Source organism: Thalassovita sp. (genome assembly GCF_963691685.1).
In the GTDB taxonomy this organism is placed as follows: domain Bacteria; phylum Pseudomonadota; class Alphaproteobacteria; order Rhodobacterales; family Rhodobacteraceae; genus Thalassobius.
The window spans coordinates 2,365,013-2,389,488 of sequence record NZ_OY829290.1 but is presented as its reverse complement, the minus strand read 5'-3'; the positions used below and the strand labels follow the sequence as shown (position 1 = coordinate 2,389,488).

At 60.6% G+C, this 24,476-nt stretch carries 27 protein-coding genes; 12 read left to right on the top strand and 15 right to left on the bottom strand.

Annotated features, from left to right (window positions below):
* Nucleotides 1-102: 102 nt before the first annotated feature.
* The 3 genes from ligA (at nucleotide 103) to ACORLH_RS11640 (ending at nucleotide 4,689) form a co-directional block, all read left to right on the top strand.
* Nucleotides 103-2,361, top strand: coding sequence for an NAD-dependent DNA ligase LigA (gene ligA / locus ACORLH_RS11650; protein WP_321828586.1), 2,259 nt, complete (start codon nucleotides 103-105; stop codon nucleotides 2,359-2,361).
* Nucleotides 2,358-4,448 (top strand): ATP-dependent DNA helicase RecG, encoded by a 2,091-nt coding sequence (recG, locus tag ACORLH_RS11645; protein ID WP_321828585.1) that lies wholly within the window; start codon nucleotides 2,358-2,360, stop codon nucleotides 4,446-4,448. Before ligA ends, recG begins: the two co-directional genes overlap by 4 nt.
* Nucleotides 4,449-4,566: 118 nt before the next feature.
* On the top strand, nucleotides 4,567-4,689 hold the full coding sequence (locus ACORLH_RS11640; RefSeq protein WP_278044373.1) for a hypothetical protein: 123 nt from the start codon (nucleotides 4,567-4,569) through the stop codon (nucleotides 4,687-4,689).
* Between the two features lie 289 nt (nucleotides 4,690-4,978).
* On the opposite strand, the gene ACORLH_RS11635 is transcribed toward ACORLH_RS11640, so the two are convergent.
* A complete protein-coding gene (locus ACORLH_RS11635; protein ID WP_058243668.1) occupies nucleotides 4,979-5,431 on the bottom strand; it encodes an iron-sulfur cluster assembly scaffold protein in 453 nt (150 codons plus the stop codon).
* A gap of 48 nt (nucleotides 5,432-5,479) precedes the next feature.
* Here ACORLH_RS11635 and hisI point away from each other — a divergent pair, with 48 nt between their 5' ends.
* The gene (hisI, locus tag ACORLH_RS11630) at nucleotides 5,480-5,857 is read left to right on the top strand and encodes a phosphoribosyl-AMP cyclohydrolase (protein WP_321828584.1); all 378 of its coding nucleotides are present in this window, start codon (nucleotides 5,480-5,482) and stop codon (nucleotides 5,855-5,857) included.
* Between the two features lie 86 nt (nucleotides 5,858-5,943).
* Here the strand turns inward: hisI and gluQRS are convergent, their stop codons facing one another.
* The 4 genes from gluQRS to ACORLH_RS11610 all read right to left on the bottom strand — a co-directional run bounded on the left by gluQRS (nucleotide 5,944) and on the right by ACORLH_RS11610 (nucleotide 10,465).
* On the bottom strand, nucleotides 5,944-6,795 hold the full coding sequence (gene gluQRS, locus ACORLH_RS11625) for a tRNA glutamyl-Q(34) synthetase GluQRS (protein WP_321828583.1): 852 nt from the start codon (nucleotides 6,793-6,795) through the stop codon (nucleotides 5,944-5,946).
* A gap of 9 nt (nucleotides 6,796-6,804) precedes the next feature.
* Nucleotides 6,805-8,148: a methylenetetrahydrofolate--tRNA-(uracil(54)-C(5))-methyltransferase (FADH(2)-oxidizing) TrmFO gene (gene trmFO / locus ACORLH_RS11620; protein ID WP_321828582.1), complete on the bottom strand. Its 1,344-nt coding sequence runs from the start codon at nucleotides 8,146-8,148 to the stop codon at nucleotides 6,805-6,807.
* A gap of 60 nt (nucleotides 8,149-8,208) precedes the next feature.
* Complete coding sequence (locus ACORLH_RS11615) at nucleotides 8,209-9,531, bottom strand: cytochrome-c peroxidase (protein WP_321828581.1); 1,323 nt, start codon at nucleotides 9,529-9,531, stop codon at nucleotides 8,209-8,211.
* 148 nt (nucleotides 9,532-9,679) lie between these two features.
* Entirely contained in the window at nucleotides 9,680-10,465 is a 786-nt protein-coding gene (locus ACORLH_RS11610) for an enoyl-CoA hydratase (protein ID WP_321828580.1), read from the bottom strand.
* 68 nt (nucleotides 10,466-10,533) lie between these two features.
* Between ACORLH_RS11610 and ACORLH_RS11605 the strand changes: the two genes are divergently transcribed.
* Complete coding sequence (locus ACORLH_RS11605) at nucleotides 10,534-10,953, top strand: PaaI family thioesterase (protein WP_321828579.1); 420 nt, start codon at nucleotides 10,534-10,536, stop codon at nucleotides 10,951-10,953.
* An 85-nt stretch (nucleotides 10,954-11,038) separates the two neighbouring features.
* Here the strand turns inward: ACORLH_RS11605 and ACORLH_RS11600 are convergent, their stop codons facing one another.
* Nucleotides 11,039-11,272 (bottom strand): DUF1127 domain-containing protein, encoded by a 234-nt coding sequence (locus tag ACORLH_RS11600; RefSeq protein WP_321828578.1) that lies wholly within the window; start codon nucleotides 11,270-11,272, stop codon nucleotides 11,039-11,041.
* Nucleotides 11,273-11,366: 94 nt separating this feature from the next.
* On the opposite strand from ACORLH_RS11600, the gene ACORLH_RS11595 reads away from it, so the two are divergent.
* From ACORLH_RS11595 to ACORLH_RS11570, 6 genes are all read left to right on the top strand, one after another.
* Complete coding sequence (locus ACORLH_RS11595) at nucleotides 11,367-12,743, top strand: PLP-dependent aminotransferase family protein (protein ID WP_321828577.1); 1,377 nt, start codon at nucleotides 11,367-11,369, stop codon at nucleotides 12,741-12,743.
* A 172-nt stretch (nucleotides 12,744-12,915) separates the two neighbouring features.
* A complete protein-coding gene (gene rplM / locus ACORLH_RS11590) occupies nucleotides 12,916-13,377 on the top strand; it encodes a 50S ribosomal protein L13 (RefSeq protein ID WP_321828576.1) in 462 nt (153 codons plus the stop codon).
* A gap of 3 nt (nucleotides 13,378-13,380) precedes the next feature.
* Nucleotides 13,381-13,872: a 30S ribosomal protein S9 gene (gene rpsI / locus ACORLH_RS11585; RefSeq protein ID WP_058243678.1), complete on the top strand. Its 492-nt coding sequence runs from the start codon at nucleotides 13,381-13,383 to the stop codon at nucleotides 13,870-13,872.
* Between the two features lie 204 nt (nucleotides 13,873-14,076).
* Nucleotides 14,077-14,751: a cytochrome c3 family protein gene (locus ACORLH_RS11580; RefSeq protein ID WP_321828575.1), complete on the top strand. Its 675-nt coding sequence runs from the start codon at nucleotides 14,077-14,079 to the stop codon at nucleotides 14,749-14,751.
* Nucleotides 14,748-15,605, top strand: a complete 858-nt coding sequence (locus tag ACORLH_RS11575; protein ID WP_321828574.1) for a c-type heme family protein — start codon at nucleotides 14,748-14,750, stop codon at nucleotides 15,603-15,605. Before ACORLH_RS11580 ends, ACORLH_RS11575 begins: the two co-directional genes overlap by 4 nt.
* Nucleotides 15,593-16,084 (top strand): hypothetical protein, encoded by a 492-nt coding sequence (locus tag ACORLH_RS11570; RefSeq protein WP_321828573.1) that lies wholly within the window; start codon nucleotides 15,593-15,595, stop codon nucleotides 16,082-16,084. The genes ACORLH_RS11575 and ACORLH_RS11570 overlap by 13 nt, the downstream gene beginning before the upstream one ends.
* Before the next feature lie 15 nt (nucleotides 16,085-16,099).
* Here the strand turns inward: ACORLH_RS11570 and ACORLH_RS11565 are convergent, their stop codons facing one another.
* Nucleotides 16,100-16,588: a pseudoazurin gene (locus ACORLH_RS11565; RefSeq protein ID WP_321828572.1), complete on the bottom strand. Its 489-nt coding sequence runs from the start codon at nucleotides 16,586-16,588 to the stop codon at nucleotides 16,100-16,102.
* 232 nt (nucleotides 16,589-16,820) lie between these two features.
* On the opposite strand from ACORLH_RS11565, the gene ACORLH_RS11560 reads away from it, so the two are divergent.
* Nucleotides 16,821-17,090 carry a hypothetical protein gene (locus ACORLH_RS11560; RefSeq protein WP_321828571.1) on the top strand — a complete coding sequence of 90 codons (270 nt, stop codon included), beginning with the start codon at nucleotides 16,821-16,823 and terminating at the stop codon, nucleotides 17,088-17,090.
* On the opposite strand, the gene ACORLH_RS11555 is transcribed toward ACORLH_RS11560, so the two are convergent.
* The 8 genes from ACORLH_RS11555 to nagB all read right to left on the bottom strand — a co-directional run bounded on the left by ACORLH_RS11555 (nucleotide 17,084) and on the right by nagB (nucleotide 24,356).
* Nucleotides 17,084-17,701 carry a TetR/AcrR family transcriptional regulator gene (locus ACORLH_RS11555; protein ID WP_321828570.1) on the bottom strand — a complete coding sequence of 206 codons (618 nt, stop codon included), beginning with the start codon at nucleotides 17,699-17,701 and terminating at the stop codon, nucleotides 17,084-17,086. The two genes, ACORLH_RS11560 and ACORLH_RS11555, sit on opposite strands and share 7 nt — an antisense overlap.
* On the bottom strand, nucleotides 17,694-18,563 hold the full coding sequence (gene ppk2 / locus ACORLH_RS11550; RefSeq protein ID WP_321828569.1) for a polyphosphate kinase 2: 870 nt from the start codon (nucleotides 18,561-18,563) through the stop codon (nucleotides 17,694-17,696). Before ppk2 ends, ACORLH_RS11555 begins: the two co-directional genes overlap by 8 nt.
* Nucleotides 18,564-18,624: 61 nt before the next feature.
* Complete coding sequence (locus ACORLH_RS11545) at nucleotides 18,625-19,575, bottom strand: alpha/beta hydrolase (RefSeq protein ID WP_321828568.1); 951 nt, start codon at nucleotides 19,573-19,575, stop codon at nucleotides 18,625-18,627.
* The gene (gene metA / locus ACORLH_RS11540; protein ID WP_321828567.1) at nucleotides 19,568-20,503 is read right to left on the bottom strand and encodes a homoserine O-acetyltransferase MetA; all 936 of its coding nucleotides are present in this window, start codon (nucleotides 20,501-20,503) and stop codon (nucleotides 19,568-19,570) included. The genes ACORLH_RS11545 and metA overlap by 8 nt, the downstream gene beginning before the upstream one ends.
* 60 nt (nucleotides 20,504-20,563) lie before the next feature.
* Nucleotides 20,564-21,424, bottom strand: coding sequence for an ATPase (locus ACORLH_RS11535; RefSeq protein ID WP_321828566.1), 861 nt, complete (start codon nucleotides 21,422-21,424; stop codon nucleotides 20,564-20,566).
* Nucleotides 21,425-21,537: 113 nt separating this feature from the next.
* On the bottom strand, nucleotides 21,538-22,413 hold the full coding sequence (locus tag ACORLH_RS11530) for a phytanoyl-CoA dioxygenase family protein (RefSeq protein WP_321828565.1): 876 nt from the start codon (nucleotides 22,411-22,413) through the stop codon (nucleotides 21,538-21,540).
* Nucleotides 22,400-23,587, bottom strand: a complete 1,188-nt coding sequence (nagA, locus tag ACORLH_RS11525) for an N-acetylglucosamine-6-phosphate deacetylase (RefSeq protein ID WP_321828564.1) — start codon at nucleotides 23,585-23,587, stop codon at nucleotides 22,400-22,402. Before nagA ends, ACORLH_RS11530 begins: the two co-directional genes overlap by 14 nt.
* Nucleotides 23,577-24,356 (bottom strand): glucosamine-6-phosphate deaminase, encoded by a 780-nt coding sequence (gene nagB / locus ACORLH_RS11520; protein ID WP_321828563.1) that lies wholly within the window; start codon nucleotides 24,354-24,356, stop codon nucleotides 23,577-23,579. The genes nagA and nagB overlap by 11 nt, the downstream gene beginning before the upstream one ends.
* Nucleotides 24,357-24,476 lie beyond the last annotated feature (120 nt).

The window sequence follows — 24,476 nt, the reverse complement described above, 5'->3', positions numbered from 1 at the left end:
CCTATCACTTAGGAGAACAGGGCGCGAACGTTGCGCCATTTGGCGGGGCAATTCTCCCCGAGGGAAGGCCCTCACCCGAGGGCGCAAAGTGGGGCGCATCAGGTGGCACAACGGGATCAGGAAAGAGCGGTCGCAGACCTAACAGTGGCGCAGGCCGAACAGGAATTGGCAAGGCTGGCTCAGCTGCTGGCAGCGGCAAACTCCGCCTATCACGGCGCCGATCAGCCAGAGATCAGCGACGCAGAATATGATGCACTGAAGCGGCGCAATCAGGCGATTGAGGCGCGGTTCCCCGCACTGAAGCGGGCGGATTCACCCAGTGATCAAGTCGGAGCCGCGCCCGGGGACGGTTTTGGCAAGATCACCCATGTCGTGCGCATGTTGTCGCTGGGTAATGCCTTTGAGGATGGGGATGTTGACGATTTCGCCAGTTCAAGTGCCAAGTTTCTGGGCGCGAGCGTGGACAGCCTCAGCTTCACGGCCGAACCTAAAATCGATGGCCTGTCGCTGTCGCTCCGGTATGAACAGGGCCAGCTGGTGCAGGCAGCCACCCGCGGCGATGGCGAAACAGGGGAAAATGTCACCGCCAATGCCCTGACGATTGCTGACATCCCGCAGGTGCTCGACGGGGCACCCGATGTTCTGGAGGTCCGCGGCGAGGTTTACATGAGCCACGCCGATTTCGCCGACCTGAACGCCCGGCAAGAAGCGCGCGGCGGCAAACGCTTTGCCAATCCCCGCAACGCAGCGGCAGGATCCCTGCGGCAGCTCAACGCGGAGATCACCCGGGATCGCCCGCTGAAGTTTTTCGCCTATGCCTGGGGGGATCTGTCTGCCTCACTGGCCGAGACGCAATTCGGCGCGATTGAACGGCTGGCAGAACTTGGGTTTCAGACCAACCCGCTGACCAAACTCTGCGCCAGCCCGGGGGAGCTGATTGCCCATTACCGGATGATCGAACAGCAGCGCGCAGATCTTGGTTATGACATCGATGGCGTGGTCTATAAGGTTAACGATCTGGATCTGCAGGCTCGGCTAGGGTTCCGATCCACCACGCCGCGATGGGCGATTGCGCATAAATTCCCGGCCGAACTGGCTTGGACCCATCTGGAGGCGATTGACATCCAGGTGGGCCGCACCGGTGCGCTGTCGCCGGTGGCCCGGCTGGCCCCGGTCACGGTGGGCGGTGTGGTGGTCTCCAACGCGACGCTGCATAACGAAGACTACATCCGCGGCTCTGATTCAAAAGGCGAAGAAATTCGCGGCGGCAAGGATTTCCGCGTCGGCGATTGGGTGCAGGTCTACCGCGCCGGCGATGTGATCCCGAAACTGGCGGATGTTGATCTGACAAAACGTCCTGCTGAGGCCGCGCCCTTTGCCTTCCCACAGATCTGCCCGATCTGTCAGTCGCCTGCGATCCGCGAAGAAGGCGACGCGGTGCGTTACTGTACGGGTGGCATGATCTGTGCGGCGCAAGCAGTTGAAAAGCTGAAGCATTTCGTGTCCCGCAAGGCGTTTGACATCGAAGGTCTTGGCGCCAAGCAGATTGAGATGTTCCATGGTGATGATGCGCTCTGGGTGCGGGAACCGGCAGATATCTTCACACTTGCGGAACGGGATCAGGCCACGCTCGCGCGGCTGAAAAACCGTGACGGCTGGGGCGATCAAAGTGCGAGAAATCTCTTCCAAGCGATTGAAGAAAAACGTGAAATCCCCTTCGGTCGCATGTTGTTTGCGCTGGGGATCCGCCATGTCGGTGAAACAGCGGCCAAGGATCTGGCGCTGCATTTCATGTCGTTTGACAGGCTGGCCGAGACGGCAGATCAGGCCCGCGCCGCAGCGCTGGCCTATCGGCGGGCGGATCTGGCGGAGGAGGCGGAACGCCTGGCCGCCAAATCCGAAGGGCGGCGCGCGCGCATCAAAGAAAGCCGCGATCTGGCCACGGCCGACTGTGACGTGCCCGAGGCAGCCGCGACGGCCTGGAATGATCTGATCGCGATTGACGGCATCGGCGCCACGGTGGGCCTGTCGCTGACCGATGCTTTTGCAAACCCGGAAGAACGCGCCGCGATTGACCGGCTGGTGGCGCAATTGACCATCCAGTCCCCCGCGGCGCCCACGCAGGACAGCCCGGTGGCGGGCAAAACTGTGGTTTTCACCGGCAAACTGGAGAAGATGACGCGGGATGAGGCCAAGGCCACCGCCGAAAACCTCGGCGCCAAGGTGGCCGGGTCTGTCAGCAAGAAAACCGATCTGCTGGTGGCGGGGCCCGGCGCGGGATCCAAGGCCAAAAAGGCGGCGGATCTGGGCATTGAAACCCTGGATGAAGACGGCTGGCTGGAGTTGATCAAAGGCCTATGAGCAGTCGCCCCGAACCCCTGTTTCCGCTGTTTGCGGATCTGGAAACGCTGCAAGGTGTTGGCCCGAAAACGGCGCAACACCTTGGGGCGCTTCATATTTCACGGCCGCGCGATCTGATCTTCACGCTGCCGCATTCCGGTGTGGATCGCAGCCCGCGCGAAAGTGTGCAGGGCGCACTGCCGGGCGATGTGGTGACGGTTGAGGTGACGGTTGGCGCCCATAAGGCGCCGCGAAACCGGGGAGGCGCCTACCGGGTGACGGTGGAGGATGAGCAGGTTGCCTTTCAGCTGGTGTTTTTCCATGCGCGCAGCAACTATCTGCAATCGATCCTGCCGGAGGGCGCGCGCCGGGTGATTTCCGGCAAGGTTGAGATGTTTGATGGCGTGGTGCAGATGGTGCACCCGGATCACATCCTGCCGCTGGAAGAGGCGGCGGAGATCCCGGCGTTTGAACCGGTCTATCCGCTGACCGCGGGCGTGAGCCTGAAACAGATGACAAAGGCGGTGACCTCGGCCCTGGGCCGTGTGCCGGACCTGCCGGAATGGATTGATCCGGAACAGAAAAAGCGCGAAGGCTGGCCGGATTGGCACGCGGCTATCACCACCGCCCATGGACCTAAGCAGGCTGCAGATCTGGCCGCCACCGCACCGGCCCGGGTGCGGCTGGCCTATGATGAGCTGATGGCGCATCAGCTGACGCTGGCCCTGGCCCGGTCGCAGCTGCGCAAGGCCAAGGGCATGGTGACCCGCGGCACCGGCGCCAAGCAACAGCACGTTCTTGCCTCACTGCCCTATAAGCCCACCGGGGCCCAGAGCCGGGCGATTGGTGAAATTCAGGCCGATATGGCGGCGTCAACCAAGATGAACCGGTTGCTGCAGGGCGACGTGGGCGCGGGCAAAACGCTGGTCGCCTTTATGGCGCTGCTGACAGCGGTGGAGGCCGGCGGGCAGGGCGTGATGATGGCGCCGACCGAAATTCTGGCGCGCCAGCATATGGAGGGGTTGCAGCCCCTGGCCGAAGAGGCCGGTGTGGTGCTGGAACTGCTGACCGGCCGCGACAAGGGCAAAGAGCGCAAGGCGAAACTGGACGCATTGGCGCGCGGCGATATTCACATGCTGGTGGGCACCCATGCGGTGTTCCAGAAAGATGTGGAGTTTCAGGACCTTCGCCTTGCCGTGGTGGATGAACAGCATCGGTTTGGCGTGCGGCAACGGTTGGAGCTGGGCAAGAAGGGCGCGGCTGCGGATGTGCTGGTGATGACGGCAACGCCGATCCCGCGCTCATTGGCGCTGGCGCAATACGGTGACATGGATGTCTCGGTGCTGGATGAAAAACCGCCGGGGCGCAAACCGATCAAGACCGCCATGGTCTCCACCACGCGGATGGAGGAAGTGGTAAACCACCTGCGCAACGCCGTTAGTGAAGGTAAACAGGCCTATTGGGTCTGCCCGCTGGTGGAGGAAAGTGAGGTCATGGACCTGACCGCGGCGGAGGAGCGGTTCAAACACCTGCGCGCGGCCCTTGGCGAGGATGTGGTGGGGTTGGTCCATGGTCAGATGCCGCCCGGCGAAAAAGATGCCGCCATGGCGGATTTCGTGGCCGGCAAGACCAGCGTTCTGGTCGCAACCACGGTGATTGAGGTGGGTGTGAACGTACCCAATGCCACCATCATGGTGATTGAGCGCGCCGAAAGCTTTGGTCTGGCTCAGCTGCACCAGCTGCGCGGCCGGGTGGGTCGGGGATCTGCCCAGTCGACCTGCCTGTTGCTCTATCAGGTGCCGCTGAATGAAACCGGTGAAAAACGCCTGACCTCCCTACGGGAGACCGAAGATGGTTTTCGCATCGCTGAGGTCGACTTGGAAATGCGCGGCGCGGGGGATCTGATCGGCACGGCGCAATCGGGGCTGCCGCGGTTCCGGGTCGCGGATCTGGAAAACCAAGCGCCGTTGATGGCGGTGGCGCAGAGCGATGCGCGCAAGCTGCTGCATGATGATCCCACCCTGGAAAGCCCGCGCGGACAGGCGGCGCGTGTTCTTTTGTGGCTGATGGAACAGGATCAGGCGATCCGTTTGATTTCAGTGGGTTAACCCTTTTGTTCCACTCCGCAGGGCATTTTGTTCACAAATGTTCTTAAAAAGTTCTTGCTTCGACTCAGGGTATATGAGAACAAATTAGCAACAAAGGTGAGGGAAGGGAGAACACGACATGATCCGCGATATCAAAGCCACCATCGAACGGTCCTCTGACACGCTGCTGGCGGATACGATTGGCGCTGCTGCGCTGGTTGTGATGTTTGTGATCGGTCTGCACCTGCCGCTTCTGACCTGAGTTTCTGCCTGCCTGTTCGTGCCGGGCCCGCCGCACCATCTGTCCCCATGCGGTGCAACTGACCTGCCTGTCCTATTTAGGTCCTACGGGAGTGCCTCTTCCTGTTGCGGGATGCCGGAACTGCACACGATCAAGCGACTTTGCCGCCGCTATCCACCCGGATGCGCGGCGGTTTTTTAATGCTGAAGGATGTTGTGCGCAATCGGGCGCAGGTGCCTTAGGTGCGGAGACGATAAAGGCGCCCGTGGGCGCTTTTCACGTCCCTGAAATCGGGAATCTAACCCGCAGATCAGGCACAGCTTCGTTCTAGTGCTTGATCAAAAGCTTCCAGCGTCGCCTCCAGCACCAGCATGATCGAGGCGTGGCGGTTTTTGTAATCTCGGGCGGGGATCAGTACCTCCAGCCCGTCAAAAGGCGCATCGGGCACCGGGCCTTCGTTTTTCAGCATCTCTTTCAGCTGATCGCGGGCCTTTTCCACCATCGACCGATCGGCACCAATGATGGCACTGCCAACGACCGAGGCCGCGGCCTGACCCAAAGCACAGGCCTTCACATCCTGACCAAAGGCGGCGATTTTGCCGTCCTCCAGCTTGATCTCAACCGTCACGGTAGAGCCACAAAGCGGCGAGCGACGTTTGGCCGTGGCATCCGGCGCATCCAGCTCATCGATATGAGGAATATCGGCGGCCAGTTCCAAAATGCGGGCAGAATAGAGTTTGATCAGGTCGGTCTCGCCGGACATGTCTTTTCCTTTGCTTGCGTTCCTCATAGATAGGGGGCTGAACAGCAGATGCAAAAGGTTTTTCAAATGGCATTCGATCCCAAAGCGCTGAAATTCGATGACAAAGGTCTGATCCCGGCCATTGCACAGGATGCCGAGACCCATGAGGTTCTAATGATGGCCTGGATGAACGCGGAATCGGTGGCCAAAACGCTGGAGACCGGCAAGGTCACCTATTGGTCACGCTCGCGCCAGAGCTTCTGGGTGAAGGGCGAAAGCTCGGGCCATGTGCAGGAGCTGGTGGATTTTCGCTATGATTGTGATCAGGACTGCATTCTGGTTCTGGTCAAACAGAAAGGCCCGGCCTGCCACACCAACCGCCGCAGCTGTTTCTATACCGCCGTGCGTGATGGTGAGACGGTGGAGCTGATGCAGCCGATGGTGTGATCCCGGCGGTAAGGTCAGGAGTGAGGGGCTTTGCCCCTCGCCGCTTTGCGGCTCACCCCAGAGTATTTTGGGATCATTGAAAGGTGTTAGAGCCCGACCATCTGGCGAATGTCCTGCGGGCTGGCGCCCTCGGCGCGGTAGGTCGCAATGGCGCGGGCATCGTCGCGTTTGGCCAGGCGTTTGCCCTGCTCGTCGCGGATCAGCCGGTGGTGGTGATAGCGCGGCGTTGGCAGGTTGAGCAGGCGCTGCAGCAACACGTGGATTTGTGTGGCCTCAATCAGGTCGGCGCCGCGGGTGACTTCGGTGATGCCTTGGGTGGCATCATCCAGCACCACGGAGAGGTGGTAAGAGGTGCCCATGTCACGCCGCGCCAGCACGATATCTCCCAGCGTGTCGGGCAAGGCGGCGAGCGCGATCTCATGCTGCGCCGGGTGCGCGCCCGTTTCTTCAAACCGCAGAGGGGCGGGGCCGATGGCCTCAATCGCTTTGGTGAGATTGAGCCGCAGGGCCTGCGCTGGCATTTCGCCCGGGCGCTGGAGGGTGCGGCAGGTGCCGGGGTAGATCAGCCCGTCGGGGCCATAGGCGGGCTCAGCGCCTTCTTGCGGGGCGGAAACTGCAGCGAGGATGTCACGGCGGTTGCACTGGCAGGGGTAGAGGAGACCGCGATCCCAGAGGGTTTGCAAAGCGGCGCGATACTGCGGTAGCCGGTCGGACTGGCGCATCACCGGGGTGGGCCAGCGGAGGCCCAGCCAGTGCAGGTCCTCATAAATCTGCGCCTCCCACCCGGGGCGGGCGCGGCTTTGATCGATGTCTTCGATCCGCAACAGGAACTGCCCGCCGGTGGCCTGCGCCCGGTCAAAGGCCAGCAGTGCCGAATAGGCGTGACCCAGATGCAGCGGCCCTGTGGGGCTGGGGGCAAACCGGGTCACATAGGGCATGGGGTTACCTTAGCTTTGGCCGTCAAGCCATTCCTGGAAAACCACTTTGGCACGATCAGTGTAGGCTTTGTAGCGGTCCTTGCGGCCGCGACGTCCACCTTTCAACCCCTCAACAGGGCGGAACAGGCCGAAGTTCACATTCATCGGCTGGAAGGTCTTGGCCTCAGCCCCGCCGGTGATGTGGTGGATCAGCGCGCCCATGGCGCTGTCTTGCGGTGCGGTCTGCAGGTCCTTGCCAAGGAGTTCTGCTGCGGCCAGACGACCGGCCAGGAGGCCCATCGCGGCGCTTTCCACATAGCCCTCAACCCCGGTGACCTGACCGGCGAAACGGATGTTGGGGCGGGATTTCAGCCGCATCTGGTCATCCAGCAATGTGGGTGAGTTGAGGAAGGTGTTGCGGTGGATGCCGCCAAGACGGGCAAAGCTGGCGTCCTGCAGCCCCGGGATCATCTTGAACACTTCGGTCTGGGCGCCGTATTTCATCTTGGTCTGGAAACCAACGATGTTGAACAGCGTGCCTAGGGCGTTGTCGCGGCGCAGCTGCACCACGGCGTAGGGTTTGTTGTCCGGATCATGCGGGTTGGTCAGCCCCACCGGCTTCATCGGGCCAAAGCGCAGGGTTTCGCGGCCGCGTTCGGCCATCACCTCGATCGGCAGGCAGCCGTCGAAATAGACGGCGGTTTCACCTTCATGAAATTCGGTCTTGTCGGCCGCCATCAGCGCGTCGATGAAGGCCTCATACTGGTCTTTGGTCATCGGGCAGTTGAGGTAAGCTTTCTGCTCTTCCTCGGTTTCGCCCTTGTCGTAGCGCGATTGCATCCAGGCCACGTCCATATTGATCGACTCGGCATAGACGATGGGGGCGATGGCATCAAAAAACGCCAGGCGCTCTGATCCGGTTTCAGCTTGAATGGCTGCGCCCAAAGTGGCGGAGGTCAAGGGGCCGGTGGCAAAGATCCAGGTGCCCTCATCGGGCAGTTCGGTGATCTCACCATATTCGACCGTAACATTAGGGTGATCCATCAGCGCCTGTGTGACGCTTTCGGCAAAGGGATCGCGGTCTACCGCCAAGGCACCACCGGCGGGCAGGCGGTGCTTTTCCGCCATCTGCATGATCAACCCGTTGGCGGCGCGCATTTCCCAATGCAACAGGCCAACGGCGTTTTGTTCATGGTCATCCGAACGGAAGGAGTTCGAACAGACCATTTCGCCAAGGTTGCCGGTCTGATGCGCGAAGGTTTCCACCTCGGGGCGCATCTCATGCAGAACCACCTCAACACCCATGTTGGCCGCCTGCCAGGCAGCCTCGGACCCGGCCATGCCGCCGCCGACGATATGCAATCTTTTATCCATGGGCGCGATGTAGGGCAGATTGATCGTTTTGGAAAGACCCGAAGGTTGTCGGGGCGCGGCTCAAGGCTGATCTATAGCCAGGCCAGACGGCACGCTGTCTGGCACGCCAAGGCGGCCGTGGAGGGATGCCTCATCGGTCAGGGCGTCAAGGAAAGCGAGGATCGCGCGCATTTCTGCCTCCTCCAGATCGATGCCGGACAGCTCATTGGCGGCAGCGATGTCCAACAGCTCAACCTCATCATCAAGGGCGGCAAAATCGTTAAGGGGCAGCGGATGCAGCCGCGCCTGCGACCGGTCATAGGTCATCAGGCTGTCGATTGGGCCCATATGGTGCAGCAGCATCCTGGTCAGTGTGGCAAAAGCACCCGCGTGGCCGTAAGGCGCGGTCTGGGTGACATTGCGCAGCGAGGGGGTGCGGAACCGGTAAAAATCCACCAGTGCGCCGGTCACCAGATGGCGGCCAGTGTCACCGTAAGGAACCTCACCCCCTTTGCCGGGGCCAATTTGGGGCGTGCCGATGGCGTGAAACCCCTGATCGCTCTGCAACAGGCCCGCATGACATCCTGAGCAGCCCGCCTGCCCGTAAAACAGGGCCATGCCCTGTTGGGCTTGTGCGCTCATCGCTGTGTCATCACCCGCCAGATAGCGGTCAAACGGGCTGTTCACCGCGCGAAACTCATAGGCGATGAAGGCGGCGATGGCATTGGCGATGTCAGGCATTGTGATGGTGCCTGAGCCATTCAGGGTGGTGAAGCGTTGGCGGTATTCAGGGATCGCCGTCACCCGCGCCGCCAGCAGGGCCCAGGCCGCGAATGGATCGTTTTTGTCCACGGCATCAGCCACCGGGTTTTCGCCCGCTTGGCCCGCCATTTCTGCTGCGGACAGGACCGGTAGCATGGCCTGCGCCGCCAGAACGCTGTCGACGGGACCGGGCAGCGGCCGGTCTGGAGGCATCTGAAACCCAAAAGGCGCCGTGGGATCGGTGGCAACACGGCCATCATGGAACATGACGGTGACATCGCGCGCGCCAAGGTTCCACAGGGCAGGGGCGTTGCGGGGAATGCGCGCCCCCACGGTTTCGCCGTCGCGCAGCTTGCGGGCCGGACCAAGGCCGCTGCCGCCATCCCCGATCGAGAGGGACATACCGTCCGAGGTGCCAAGGCTGGGATGGTGACAGGTGGCGCAGGCGATGGTTTTATTGCCCGACAGCACAGGGTCATAGAACAGTTTCTGTCCCAGCAGCACTTCGGTCAGATCTGGTTCGGGGAAGGTTGCGTGGGTCGCCGGCCGGGGCAGATCGATAAGATCGCGCTCTGGCAGGTCGGCGGCCAGTGAGAAGCTGGCCGTGAGAGATGTGACGCCGATGGCGACCCAGGCTCGCATGATCAAGAAGCCAAACTTTGGCCTCAATTGAGGCAATAACAGGGGGAAATGCGGCAGGAAAGTGGTCACTTGGAAATAATCGAAATCAATTTTGGAAACATTCTACGGATTTTCCTGTTGCTGGGCCTTTAGGTGGCTGGCTGTGATCTTATTGATCCCAATCGGGGCTGCGTTTTTCCAGAAACGCCTGAATGCCCTCTTCGGTGTCGCGATACATCATGTTTTCGACCATCATCTCCCCTGTAAAGGCATAAGCCTCGGCAAGACCCATTTCCAACTGCCGGTAAAACGCCTCCTTGCCGATTTTCACCGCTGCGCTCAATTTGCTGGCAACCAGTTCGGCCAGGGCGGTGGTTTCCGCGCTCAGCTGATCGGCGGGCACCACTTTGTTCACCAGCCCCAGTTCTGCCGCGCGTTCGGCGGAAATGAATTGGCCGGTTGTCAGCATCTCAAAGGCCTGTTTGCGGGGAATATTGCGGCTGAGCGCCACCATAGGGGTTGAGCAGAACAGCCCGATGTTGACGCCATTGACGCCAAAACGTGTGCCTTCGGCCGCGACCGCCATGTCACAGGTGGCGACCAGCTGGCAGCCGGCGGCGGTGGCGATGCCTTGCACTTCGGCGATCACCGGCTGCGGCAGGCGCTGAATGGTCTGCATCATGGTGGCGCAGCGGGCAAAAAGATCGGCAAAATAGGCTTTGCCGCCATCCTCTGCCGCGCGTCCGGCCGTCATCTGTTTCAGGTCATGGCCGGCGCAGAACGCCTTGCCCGCACCTGCGATCACAACGGCACGGATGCTGCGATCTTCGGCTAGGGTGTCCAGTTCGGATTGCAGGGCTGCCAGCATCTCATCGCTCAGCGGATTGAGCTTCTCCGGCACATTCAGTGTCAGCCGCGCGACTGCTTTTGTGTCGCAACGTTCCAAAATCGGCATCTTGTTCTCCTCACCCTGTCACGGCAACTCTAATCGGCAAGTTCAGAAGTGGCCAGAGGAGGCGTGCCATGCCATTGCAAATGACCGCAGCGGAGTTGCAGGATTTTGTCAGCGAAGTTTTTCCGCAGGTGAAAGATGACTTTGTCATCGAAGAGCTGGAGGAGATGCGGGTCAAGGTGCGGATGGTCATCGGTGAGCAGCATCTGCGCCCGGGCGGCACGGTTTCCGGGCCATCGATGTTCGCGCTGGCCGATGTGTCGGTCTATCTGGCGGTGATGGCGATGATCGGCCCCAAGGCGCTGGCGGTGACCACCAATTCATCCCTCGATTTCATGCGCAAACCGGCCGCAGGTGTTGATCTGATTGCGGAATGTCGCCTGCTGAAACTGGGCAAAGTGCTGGCAGTGGGTGATGTGCTGCTGTTTTCCGAAGGCATGGCGGCGCCGGTTGCCCGTGCCTCCATGACCTATTCGATCCCGCCGCGGTGAGGCGGGACTGAACCTTTAAACAGAAAGAAAAAGAGGCCGAGGATTTCTCCTCGGCCCCAGTGACGTTCAAGCGCGGACGGGGATGTCAAACACGCCAGAACGGGCGACGGGCCTCCGTATAAGCCGCGTCACGTGACAGACCGACATCCATAAGCAAGTAATCGGGCAGCGCACGAAGCGCTTTGCGCGTATGATGTCGGCGATGCCAAACGGTCAGCACAACAGCAAATTTCAAGGCAAGTTGCGCCACGATCGGGGCGGTGCGACCCAGATCGTAGGTGATGACGGTGTGGACGGTCATTGTTTCGGCGTTTTGCATTGTATTGCCCTCAATTGTATTGACACAATATAGCAAGATGGCTACATGTGTTGTGATACAAATCTCGATACAATACGTCTAGGAAAACATTGTTATGGGTACAAATTGGGTGCCGGACCTGAGTCAATCCGGAAAATCCAAGTACAAAGCCCTCGCCAACGCGATCCGCGATGCGGTGGCCAATGATCTGTTGTCCAGCGGTGACCGGCTGCCCCCGGTGCGCGAACTGGCCTATCAGATGTCTGTGACCCCGGGCACGGTGGCGCGGGCCTATTCGGTATTGACAGAAGAGGGCGTGCTGAGCGCCGGCGTGGGTCGCGGTACCTTTGTGGCTGAGGCAGCAACACGCAGCGATCCCTCCCATGAATGGCCGCAGATGCTGTCCCTGCGCAGCCCGCTGCTGCCGGATATGGGGCAGGGCGATATGATCCGCGATGCGATGCGCAAAACCGCTGACAACATCGGCGGGCGCGATCTGCTGAGCTACCCGACACGGGCCATGGATCTGCCGCTGCGCCGGGCCCTGCGGCGCTGGATGTCGGATCTGCCCATCGGGGCCTTCACCGCCGAAGAGCTGGTGCTGACCCATGGCGCCCAGAACGCGATCATCACTGTGATGCAGACCGTGCTGACCGGGCCAGAGCCCGTAGTGGCGGTTGAGGATCTGACCTACACCGGGTTCCGGCGGGCAGCGGCCCTGTGCCGGGCGCGGGTGGTCAGTGTGCAAACCGATGAGGAGGGGCCGGTGGTGGCCCATCTGGAAAAGCTGGTGCGCGAAGAAGGGGTGCAGCTGTTTTGTACCTCCTCCGAGGTGAACAATCCCACGGTGCGTTTCACTTCAGCCCGTCGCCGCCAGGAGATTGCCAAGCTGGCGCGCCGTCTGGGGCTGCATGTGCTGGATGACGATTGCTATTCCATCGGCAACCACACCGCCGAAAGCTATTATTCGTTGCTGCCGGAACTGGGGTGGTATGTGTCTTCGCTGTCCAAGGCGCTGTCACCGGCCTTGCGGGTGGGCTATGTGCTGGCGCCGAAAGCCTATGTGCCGGATCTGGAGCGGACGGCGCATTTCAGCTCCTTCGGGTTGGCGCCGCCGCTGACTGATCTGGCGCTGCGCTTCATGGAGGATCAGCGCCTGCTGACCGTCGCCGCAAAGGTGCGGGCGCGGGTCAACGATCTGGTCCGGGTCGCGGTCAATCATCTGGGCGGCTATGATGTGGCCTGGAATGAGGATGTGCCGCTCTTGTGGCTGCGGCTGCCCTATGGCTGGCGCACGGCGCAGTTTGTCCATGCGGCGGAAAACAGCGGCGTTCTGGTGCGCAGCGCCGAAGAGTTCACCCTGCGCGACGGCAACCCACCCCATGCGGTGCGCATTGCGGTCAATGGTATGGTCGATCCTGAGTGTTTTGAGGACGGCATCATCCGTCTGGTCAAGCTTTTGGACAATCCACGCGAAGAAATCGGGGTCTGAGAGGGGTTTGTGTATGGGGTATTTTGATACCTATTTTGCAAAGTATTGATTTAAAACAATTAAATCATCATTAAGTGTGTTGACCGTGCAAATAGGCGCTGTATAACCCCGCAATCGAATTCGGAAATCGGGGTTTGCCCTATTTCCATCACTGAACAAGGGTACTCCCGCGATGAAAACCTTCTCTGCTACTCCGGCAGACATCGAGAAGAAATGGATCATCATCGACGCCGAAGGCGTGGTGCTGGGCCGTCTCGCTTCGATCGTCGCCATGCGTCTGCGTGGCAAGCACAAGCCGTCCTTCACTCCTCACATGGACATGGGCGACAACGTGATTGTCATCAACGCTGACAAGATCCAGCTGTCCGGCAACAAGCGTGCCGACAAGAAATACTACTGGCACACCGGTCACCCGGGCGGCATCAAGCACCGCACCGCGGGTCAGATCCTGGAAGGCGCCTATCCTGAGCGCGTTGTAACCGCAGCCGTCAAGCGCATGTTGCCGGGCAACCGCCTGAGCCGCCAGCAGATGACCAACCTGCGCGTCTACGCCGGTGCTGAGCACCCGCACGAAGCCCAAGCCCCCGAAGTTGTGGACGTGAAGTCCATGAACTCGAAGAACACCCGGAGCTAATCGATGACTGATCAAATCAATTCGCTCGAAGAGCTGGGCGCAGTTGCAGGCGACGTCGCCGAAGCCGCCGTTGAAGTTGAAGTAAACCGTGAGCCGGTTCGTGACGAACTGGGTCGTGCCTATGCCACCGGTAAGCGTAAAGACGCTGTTGCCCGTGTTTGGATCAAGCCGGGTTCCGGCAAGGTCACCGTAAACGGCCGCGACATGAGCGTTTACTTCGCCCGTCCGGTTCTGCAGCTGATCCTGCGTCAGCCGTTCGAAGTTGCCGGCGTTGAAGGTGAGTTTGACGTGATCGCGACCGTTAAAGGTGGTGGTCTGACCGGTCAGGCTGGTGCGGTTAAGCACGGCATCTCCAAGGCGCTGCAGCTTTACGAACCGTCGCTGCGTGGCGCTCTGAAAGCCGCCGGCTTCCTGACCCGTGACTCGCGCGTTGTTGAGCGTAAGAAATACGGTAAGCGTAAAGCACGTCGTTCCTTCCAGTTCTCGAAGCGTTAATCTGCTTCCTGGAAGACATGTTGCAAAGGGTCGCCTTCGGGCGGCCCTTTTTCTTTTGCGCTGCAGTTGTTTCGGGGCCTGGGTGGGGGCTGGCTTTTTTTTGCCTAAAATTCCAGGTTAATTTATCACGTTAACCGCCTGTTAAGCTTGTGCCGCGATCTTCAGCCTGACCATTGCATTTTTTTGAGGGGCTGGAGGGCAGGCATGCGCATGCCACCTGCAAAATCGCTGCGTCTCTATGCGACTTTGATGATTGTGCCGGTCACGGCGCTGTCGGTTTCGGTGATGATCCCGGGGCAGGGGCAACGGGTGTTGGCGCATGGTCCGCTGTTGGAAAAACATGACGGGCTGGCCTGCAGCACCTGTCATCTGCGGGCCCTGGGCAGCACGCGGCAACAGATCCAGGCGGAGCTGCGCCATATGGTTGGGCTGCGCCAAACGCCGGTTGATTTTGGCTATCAGCCGGTGCGTTCAGATCAATGCCTGCATTGTCACGCCCGCGCCAATGAACGCCATCCGATCTATCGCTTTCAGGAACCCAGGTTCCGTCAGGCACTGACAGAGGTGGCGGCAACCAGCTGTCTGGGCTGCCATTCAGAACACGGCGATGTGAAAATCCACAGCGGCAGCACCTTCTGCAGTGTCTGCCATGACGGTCTGGCGCTTAAGTCCGACCCGCTGGATGTGTCACACGTGACGTTGATCCGCGAAAGCCTATGGGACAGTTGCATGGGCTGCCATGATTTCCATGGCAACCACGGCCACAACACCCCGGACCGGATCGAAAATGCGCTGCCGATCCAGGAGGTGCAGGCCTATCTGCGCGGCGGGCATGACCCTTATGGCGGTTTCAAATACTATCGCGGGGCAACACCATGACAGCGTGGCGGACCTATAGTTTGGCGATGGCGGGCACCCTGTGTCTGGGGCTTTACCTCTTTGCCTCGGCGCCGCCGCCACTGCCTGACGTGGATCAGACCGCCCAGCAGGGATGTTTGCGCCCGGTTGGTCAGCTGTTTGACAGCGTCAATGCCATCAATCAGGCCGCGCGTGACGTCTACACCCGCGATATCGTTGGCCCGGGTCTGAAATCGGGGCTGCGGTTTGATGAGGACTGGCAGCAGCCAGCGGTTGAGGCAGGCCCCTTGCCGGCGCTGTTTCTGCGCCTGACCTCCGCCAAGCTTGAGGCGATGCCAATCCGTCTGAGCCTCTATCTGGGCTCAGACGCGCCGATCAACAAATCCAACCTGTTTGATGAGGTGCAGCTGCAGCAGTTCCGGGCGATGAAAGACAGCCGCGAACCTGTTTTTGCAACACAGGACGGGTTTGGCCAGATCGCCATGTATCCCGATATCGCAGCCGCGGCGCCCTGTGTGACCTGCCACAATGAACATCGCGACAGCCCTAAGGTAAACTGGGCGTTAAACGATGTCATGGGGGCGACGACCTGGGTCTACCCGGATGAGATGGTCGGCGCGGACCATTATGTTGCCGCGGTGGAGGCGACGTTTCAGGCAGTATCGCTCGCCTATGAGGACTATCTGATCAAAGCGGCAGGGTTCGCGAAACCTCTGCAGCCGGGATCTGACTGGCCGGGGGCGGCCACCGGAACCCAGCAGGCGGTTTTGCCGGATAGCGAGACCTTCATGAAGCGGGTGCGTCTGACAGCCGGGCCCGCGCTGGCGGCGGGGTTGCTGCCGCTCACGCAAGCGGAGGACAAATGCAAGCCGTGATCCAGCACATCCGCCGCGTGCCCTATGCGGGCGGCATCATCTTGGCGCTCATTCTGGTGATCCTGGCCCTGGCTGGTCAGATGGCTCTACCGCTGCGTTTGAGGTTGCCAAGCTTCGCGTTTCAGGTGGTCACCGGGGTGGCGTTGCTGATCTGCCTTTGCCTGCAATGGATGCTGTTTGCCAAACGTGTTTTGCGCAGCAATCGCAATATCCGCCTGCATCAGAAGCTGCACCGGTGGTACGGCGTCATCGCAACCCTGCTGTTTGCCGCCCATGCGGTGCGCATGGGGCATCTGTGGATGTCGGGCCTCAGCATCGTGTTCTTTCTGGTGGCGCTGACCGGGGTGCTGAACCGCGAGGTTCTGGGCTACCGTTCCAACCTTTTGTACCTGATCTGGCTCGGCAGCCATATCGCGCTGTCCGCCGCCCTCTGGCCGCTGATCGCGGTGCATATTTGGGTGGCGCTGGCCTATCAGTAAGGCCAGCGCGGGGTGTTAGGTGTTCAGCAGGCCGTCGGCTTCGACCTGGGCCCAGATCTGATCCCAGACCTTTTGCATGCGGCTTTTGTGTTTGACGCCGCGCACGGCCTCATAGTTGTTCATCATGCCTTCACCTTTGACGATCAGCAGGCCGGTCATGCCCATGGCGGTATGCGGGGTGCATTTGTAGCCGTAAAACCCCGGCACGGTGAGGGTCAGATCGAAGTCTTTGCTCAGCTTGCTTTTCCACTTTTCGGCGCCTTCGGGCAGCATGCCTTTCAGCGACTCCGTGTTGTGGCCCTTGTCGACCGAGGCGAAGCGCACGGTGTCGCCGGCCTCCAGCACCTGAACTAGCGGGCGGAAGATCATCCGGCGCTTTTTGTCATCGGGGTCTTTGTTCAGCATTTCAACGGTGTGGACCTGCTGGGCCAGGCTGGGTTGGGCCAGCAGCATCGCAGCACCCGCCAGGATCACCTGGCGGCGGTTCAGTTCAAATGTCATCATTTTGTCCTTGGTCAGCTCTCATCTTTGGATGAGTCCGGTTTCCGGCGGTCTGGCCCATCGAAAGTTGCGCGACGGGGTGGATGGCTGCTGCGGTCAACCTGATCTATCGCCATGCGGGCCTCAATGCGGCGTGGCGGCGCAGGGTCCTATGCGCCCCCTTTCTTTTTCAGCGCGCTGCGCCATCTCTTGAGCCATTGAATTGCGCAATTGAGACAGAGAGGTTTGACAGGTGATGGGTGGATTTCACACAGCGAAATCGGTGTTTCAGGGGCTGATGGTGATCGGGTGGATGGTTGTCTTCTTCGGGTTGGTGCTGGCGGTTCTGGCGCTGATCGAGGTGGGGGTGCGCGGCTTTGCGGTGACCACCCTGTCGATCAGCTTTTACGGCGTGCTGATTGTGGCCGCGGCGGAGATCGGCACGGCGCAGATCATCACGGCAGAGAAAACATCAGAGATATTGGAGTTTTTGCGCGCGCAGGCGGATCCCGGCAAGGATCACTGATCGCTGTCGATCAGCCCCAGCCCCCGCAGGTAGATGCCGATGCCGGTTTCCAGCAGATCGTCCGGCGGGAAGGGCGATTGGCTGCCGGGGGAGTTTCGCGCAAACAGTTCCACCACGCCGTGGCTCATCGCCCAGACATGGGCCGAAAACATGCTGGCGGGGGGGCGTTTTTCCGGCGGGATATGTTCCGACAGTTCAGTGGCTGCCCGTTCCATCACATCGCGGGCACGTTGGGCAACCGCCGCCAGTTCCGGGGTTTTGTTGACCGAGATCCCGCTTTCGAACATGGCGATGTAATGGCCGGGATATTTGCGTGCAAAGGCCAGGTAGGCGCGCCCCGTGGCCTCAAAAGCAGCAAGTGCTGAGGGTTGGCCGGTCTCATAGGCGTATTGCATTACATCAGCAAAGATGTCATAGCCCTGACGCGCCGCTTCGGCGATCAGATCCTCACGACCGGCAAAATGGCGATAGACCGCCGCCGGGGTGACGCCCGCGGTTTTTGCCGCCTCTGACAGGGTGAAGCCGGTAGGGCCTTTTTCCTCAATCAGATGCAGGGCCGCTTCGACCAGCGCCTGGCGCAGGTTGCCGTGATGATAGCCGCGTTTAGCCATCCCAGATCTCGGGGCCTCCACAAATCGATGTGTCCTGCGCGCCAAGTGCCTGTGTGTCCTTATGCGAATAGTCCAATCCGGCAAGGACATGGCGGATGGCGGCCAGTCGAGCCCGCTTTTTGTCATCCGAACGTATAATTGTCCACGGCGCAGTCGCGCTATGGCTGCGATTTAGCGTTTCTTGGATGGCGCTGGTGTAGCTGTCCCAGCGTTTCAGCCCCTCAACATCGATCCAGCTGAGTTTCCACTGTTTCAACGGGTCGCCTTCGCGTTTCAGGAAGCGGCGCAATTGTTCACCGCGCCCGACGTTCAGCCAGAACTTCACCAGATGGATGCCGTCATCCACCAGCATGTTTTCAAAGGCGCCGACCTGGGAAAAGAAATGTTCGCGCTGATCATCCGTGCAGAAGTCAAACACCTTTTCCACAACGCCGCGGTTGTACCAACTGCGGTCAAAAAACGCGATTTGTCCTGCACTGGGCAGGTGATCGATGTAGCGCTGGAAATACCATTGGGTCTGTTCCACCTCAGTCGGTTTTGACAGGGCGACAACCCGGGCACCCCGGGGGTTGAGGTTTTCGCGGAACCTTTTGATGGTGCCACCCTTACCGGCGGCGTCGCGTCCCTCAAACACAATTGCAATGCGCGCCCCGGTTTCGCGCGCCCAGCTTTGCATTTTGACCAGCTCAATCTGCAGCGCGGCCATCTCGGCCTCATAGGTCTTGCGCTTGATCTCTTCGCGGTAGGGGTAGCTTGGCGACAGGATGTCATCCTTGCCGGCATTGCGCAGCTGCTCGCGGATCGCCGCGGGGGCATCGGTCTGGTGATACTGGCTGATCGCGCCGTCAAAGGGCAGGGGCATCCGGGGCACTCCGGTCAAAGGACAAGGGTTTATGTCCCTGTAATATGGGGGCTTTGGCGGATTAGCGCAATCCGGCACGGTGGGCGGCGCGGTGAATGATGCGCATCACATCTTCGCGCGCCACATGGTGGGGCATATGGCCGATGCCGCGCAGCAGGGTCAGGTTGGAATCGACGATCTTCTTGGCCAGCGGAATGGCGTGAATATCGACCGAGACCGTGCGATCGGCCTCACCATGGATAATTTCCGTCGGCGTTGTGATCGAGGCGTAAAGCGGTTCCAGTGCCGCCAGTTCGCGCACCAAATTGGCCCGGTGCAGCGCGTTGGTGCGCAGACACTTGCGGCGCAGGGTCAAGGGCGCGCCGATATGGCTGCCATAGCCCAGCGGCGGGTGTTGCGGGGCAAAAACCTCGGCCAGTTCGCTTTGCACCTTGCTGTCAGGCAGGAAGGCGGTGATCAGCGGCGCGGAAAACTGGCTGAGCACCGGGTTGGAGTTCAGCCAGTAATGCAGCGGCATACCGGGATCAAAGGGGTAGGCCGGGGCCCCCAGCGTGACCAGCGCGGCCAGACGGTTGGGAAACCGCGCGGCCCAGGCCAGCGCTACCGATCCACCATAGGACTGGCCCACCACAATGGGCAGATGTGCACCAAGGGCGCCGGCGGCCTTTTTCAAAACGCGCGCCTGTTCGACGATCGAGTTATCTGAGGGCAAAAGGTCCGTGTAGCCCATGCCAGGGCGGTCCATCACCAAAACGCGGTAGCTGCTGGCCAGACGATCCGCCAGCGAATGGGTGAAATCGCGTGAATTGCCCGACAGTCCATGGATTAGCACTACATCCGGGCCGCTTTCGCCTTTGACAACCACATGCACCTTGCGGCCGTCAACGTCGACAAACTCTCCCTCAGGCGGAAAGTCCTTTTCCGCCTGAAGCTCTGCCGCGCTGGCGCGGATATGTGTCCATCCGCCCAGCCCCGTCAGCAAAACAAGAAGAGTGGTTAGGGCGTCAGTCACGTCTCTCGCTGCCGATATCGTCCATATTGAACGCGGTTGTCTGGTAAATCTGGTTGATCCAGTTGCCGTAAAGCAGATGCGCGTGGCTGCGCCAGCGGTTCTGCGGATCGCGGGAGGGATCATCCTCGGGGTAGTAGTTCATCGGCACGTTGATCTCGGTGCCCGCATCCACGTCGCGGTCGTATTCTTCTTTCAGCGTGCCACTGTCATATTCGAAGTGGTTGAAAATATAGAGCGCCCGGTGTTTGGGATCCTCAATCAGGCAGGGACCCACCTCATCACTGCCCAGAAGCGTCACAAGGTCCGATTTTTCGTCCACCTCAGACTGGCTGATTTCAGTCCAACGGCTGACCGGGATCACGCAGTCATCCGAAAACCCGCGCAGATAGGGCGAGGCCGGGGCGCGGTTTTGATGGCGGAAACAGCCAAAGGCCTTGTGGTCCAGCATATGTTTGGCGACACCGTTGAAATGGTGGATCATCGCCATGCCGCCCCAGCAGACGCCGAAGGTGGAATGCACATGGGTCTGGGTCCATTCAAAGACCTCAGTCAGTTCCTGCCAGTAGGTGACCTCTTCAAACGGCAGATGCTCAATCGGCGCGCCGGTGATGATCAGCCCGTCAAACTTCTCACCCGAGGCTTTGACCTCCTCAAACGGGCGGTAGAAGCTGGCCATATGTTCGGCGGCGGTGTTCTTGGTCTGATGTTCACTCATCCGGATGAGCGTCAGCTCAATCTGCAACGGGGTGGCGCCGATCAGACGGGCGAACTGGTTCTCCGTCTGGATCTTTTTCGGCATCAGATTGAGCAGGCCGATTTTCAGCGGTCGAATGTCCTGCCGCATGGCCCGGTCGTCCGACATCACCATCACGCCTTCGCGCGAAAGCACGTCAAAGGCAGGCAGGTCGGCGGGCAGTTTAATCGGCATTTTATCCGGGCTCCTCTGGAAGCATTGGGTGATTACGAAAGTCGAAACCTAGGGTGGGTTTCAGCTGTGCTCAAGTGACTTTGCAATCAACATGCCGAAATCTTCAGCGGATTTGACCGTGGCCACCTCTTCCATGGTCAGCGTGATGCCCCAATTGCGCGCCATCGCCTCATAGCGCGGCTGGCGGTGGGCCAGCGCCTGGGCATAGGTCCAGCGGATAAACTCATCCGGGTCGACCTGTTCCGGGGTCATTTTGAACAGGGTCAGATATTCGGTCCAGACCCGATCAAGGAAGGCCGCCTGATACGACATCGGCTTGGGCGCACGATCAAAGCGGCGGATCAGCTCATCGGTATGGGCCTCATCGCCCTTCAGCCAGACCAGCAGGGTGTTGTTGGCCAGTGTCTTGAGGATCGGATCGTTGGGATCTTCGGGGTCCACCCATTCACAGATTGACCCGCCGGTGTCGCAGATGAAATGCGGATAGCCATAAAGCGCTTCCGCGCGCTCAATGAAATAGGTGGTGTCCATCAGCGCCTTGATCTCGGCCTGACGGAACTGTTCTTGACGGCGGGTGTATTCCTCATAGGGCAGGCCACCCTTTTCGGGGTTGCCCGGTTTGCCCAGATAAGAAGACACCGGCGTCAGGTTCTCAAAGGTGATGTTGGAGCTGATATGGATCGAGTCCGACATCAAGAGTTCCCGCAGGAACGGCACCTTCATCGCCTCACGTTTGGCGTTGTCGGCGATATATTCGCCCATGTAGCGGGTGCCGATGCGGTAATCGATGGAGTAGTGAAACCAGTCGCCCTGATCGCGCAGAATGTTGGACAGGTAGGTTTTGCCCAACCCCGACATGCCAAAAAACAAGATGCGCTTCTGCGGCGCCTTCAGCCAATCGTCTGCACTGCGATAGATCATTTCTTTCCCCGTATTGCTGCTAGTGTCCTAGCTTTGGCCGCCTGAAGCGTCAATGTTTCAAAGGGGGAAGGCGGCGCCGGCCGCTAAAGGGCCGGTACCTGTTGCAGCGGTGCCTAGGTTTTCAACATCCGCTTTGGGTCTGGGCGGCGTTGGAAGATGCGTTCTGTCGGGTGATCTGCGGGGGTTGGGAACAGGTCCGTCACCTGCTGACGTGCCGCTGCGGGCCAGTCTGCCGGGCAGGGCGGCGCGGTTTTGTCGGCGTCAATATCCAGATCGGTGCGGGCAAAGATCTGGTGCAGCTGGTTGCGGATACCATCGGGCAGGCTGCTGAACTCCGGCAGGTACCACAGGGTCAAGAGACTCCGCTCCGCGCCAGAGGTATTGGCATAGGCCGAATGCAGCAGCCGGGAATCCATGATGACCAGATCGCCAGCAGTGACCTTCACCGCGACCTCATCGGGGTGGCTGGCAAAGGCGGGGCTTTGCAGATCTTCGGCGCGGCTCAGCGCGTCGCCATGGGCGTCAGGCAGATCATGCAAAGGGTGCCAGCGCCGGTGACTGCCCGGGATCACCCGCAGACAGCCGTTTTCCGGCCGTGTGTCTGACAGGTAATACATCAAGCCGATGCCCATGGGCGCGGCGCGGTAGGAAACCGCCTCGGACCAGCCCCACCAGTCCTGATGCCAGAACAACGGCGGCGCTTTGCCGGGTTTCGAAATCAGGTAACCGGCCAGCCAGCGGATATCGTCATAGCCCAGGCCCTGCAGCAGCGGCAGGACATCCGGGTGGGCGACGATTTCGGCAAATTCGGGGTGGTCACCAAAGTTACAGAGCGATCCGGTGGCTTTGAATTTTTCCCGATGCGCGGCATCCAGACCGTCCAGCACAGTGGCAGTGATGCTGCGCAATCCGGTCAGGGTTTCCGGGCTGAGGAAGCCCGGGACGATGACATATCCATCGCGTTCAAAGCGGGTTTTAAGCTGCGACATGTGGGGTGTCCTGTGTCAGATGAAGCTGGCCATCGGCAAGCGTGCCAATGGCGCCAAGGTCTTGGGTGAGAAAGGTCAACGAGGCAGCAGCGCCCTGACGGATCTGGGCCAGGTCCGGGCGGCCAATGGCGCGGGCAGGATTGCCGGCTGCCATCCGCAGGGCTTGGGGCAGGGGGATGCCCACCTGCTGGACCATGTTGCGCAGCGCCTCATCCATCGCCAGATGCGCCCCCGCCAGCGTGCCTTTGGCATCGCTCAACCGGTTGCCATCGCGATGAATCTCCACACCGTGGATCTGGAACTGCGTGGTGGTGCCTGCCAGCGTCAGCATGGCATCGGTGACCAGGCAAAGGTGATCGGGCATCAGCCGGGCGGCAATACCGACATTGGCGAAATCAACATGCACCCCATCCGCGATGATCCCGGCATAGAGCTGCCGCGCGGCCAAAACAGCGCCCACCACCCCCGGTTCGCGGCTGGTCAGCGGCGACATGGCATTCCACAGATGGGTTGCACCGCGCAGCCCTTCGCGGATCGCGCTTTGCATCTCTGCATGGCTGGCGGCGGAATGTCCGGCAAATACCGTCACGCCCGCATCGTTCAGGCGGCGGATCTGGCCAGCGGCGGTGCATTCGGGCGCAAGCGTCAGCAGGAGCGTGCCACAGGTCCCGTCCGCTGCGCTGGCCTGTAGGAACTGCATGTCCTCAGCACCAAGCGGGCGAATGCAGTGGGGCGGGTGAATGCCGGGGCGGTTGGGGGACAAAAACGGCCCCTCCAGATGGACACCGGCAATGCCCGGGGTGCCTGCCGCGCGGGCTTCAGCCACAGCAGCAACGGCCTGTTGATAACGGATGCCCTCATCGGTGATGAAGGTCGGCAGGATATGGGCGCTGCCCCCCTGACGGGCGCCCTGGGCAATCTCCGCGACCGCTGCGGCGTCAGTCTGATCATTGAATTGCACATCATTGGCACCATTGATCTGCAGGTCGATAAACCCTGGCGCGGCGATGGCGACCTGCAGGTCCACATCGCCCTGACGGGGGGTAATCGCGGCGATGCGGCTCTGTTGCACCTCAATCACCACATCCTGCAGCGGCGCGTTGGAGCTGCCGTCATAAAGCTGCGCGGCGGCGATGCGCAGATCCTTCGCGGGGCTCAGCGTGTTAGGCGGCATTTTCACGGCCCTCCGGGTGAACGGTGTGGTAATAGTCAAGGTGCTGCAGCTCCGCGGCCGCGGCGGCGTCCAGAACCACGGTGGTGTTCTGGTGCATTTGCAAGCTGGAGGCCGGGCAGGCCGCGCTCAGCGGGCCCTCGATCATCTGCGCTGCGGCTTTGGCTTTGCCGGGCCCGGTGGCCAGCAGCACGATTTCCTTTGCGTCCAGAATGGTGCCGATGCCCACGGTGATGGCGTATTTCGGCGGCTGCTCCCCCGCCGCAAAATAGCGTTGGTTGGCGGCAAGCGTGGCACTGGTCAGGGTTTTCACCCGGGTGCGCGACGCCAGCGAGGAGCTGGGTTCGTTAAACCCGATATGGCCATTGGGCCCCAAGCCCAAGAGCTGCAGATCAATCGGTCCGTTCGCTGCGATCAGCGCATCATACCGGGCACTTTCGGCGGCTGCATCCGGGGCATCCCCTTTGGGCAGATGGGTGTGACTGGGGGCAAAATCCGTCTGTGCAAACAGCGTGTCCTGCATGAAGTGATGGTAGGAACAGGGATGATCCGCAGGCAGACCAACATATTCATCCAGGTTGAAGCTGAGGGTTTCAGCAAAGGACACCTGCCCGGCGCGGTAGGCGGCGGCAAGCCTTTGGTAGACAGGCGGCATCGTGCCCCCGGTTGCCAACCCCAGCCGGGCCTGCGGCTTGGCCCGGACGGTGGTGAGGATCTGCTGCGCCACGCGTTCTGCAGCGGCTTCGGCGGTTGGGAAGATCAGGATTTTCATTTGGTATTACCAAATCCTCTAATTTGGTGCGAAACTGATCTGCTATACCGGATATTTTCCCGATCGCAAAAGATTTTCCGCGAGGACTTGACCGAATTTCACATTTTGGTATCTCCATAT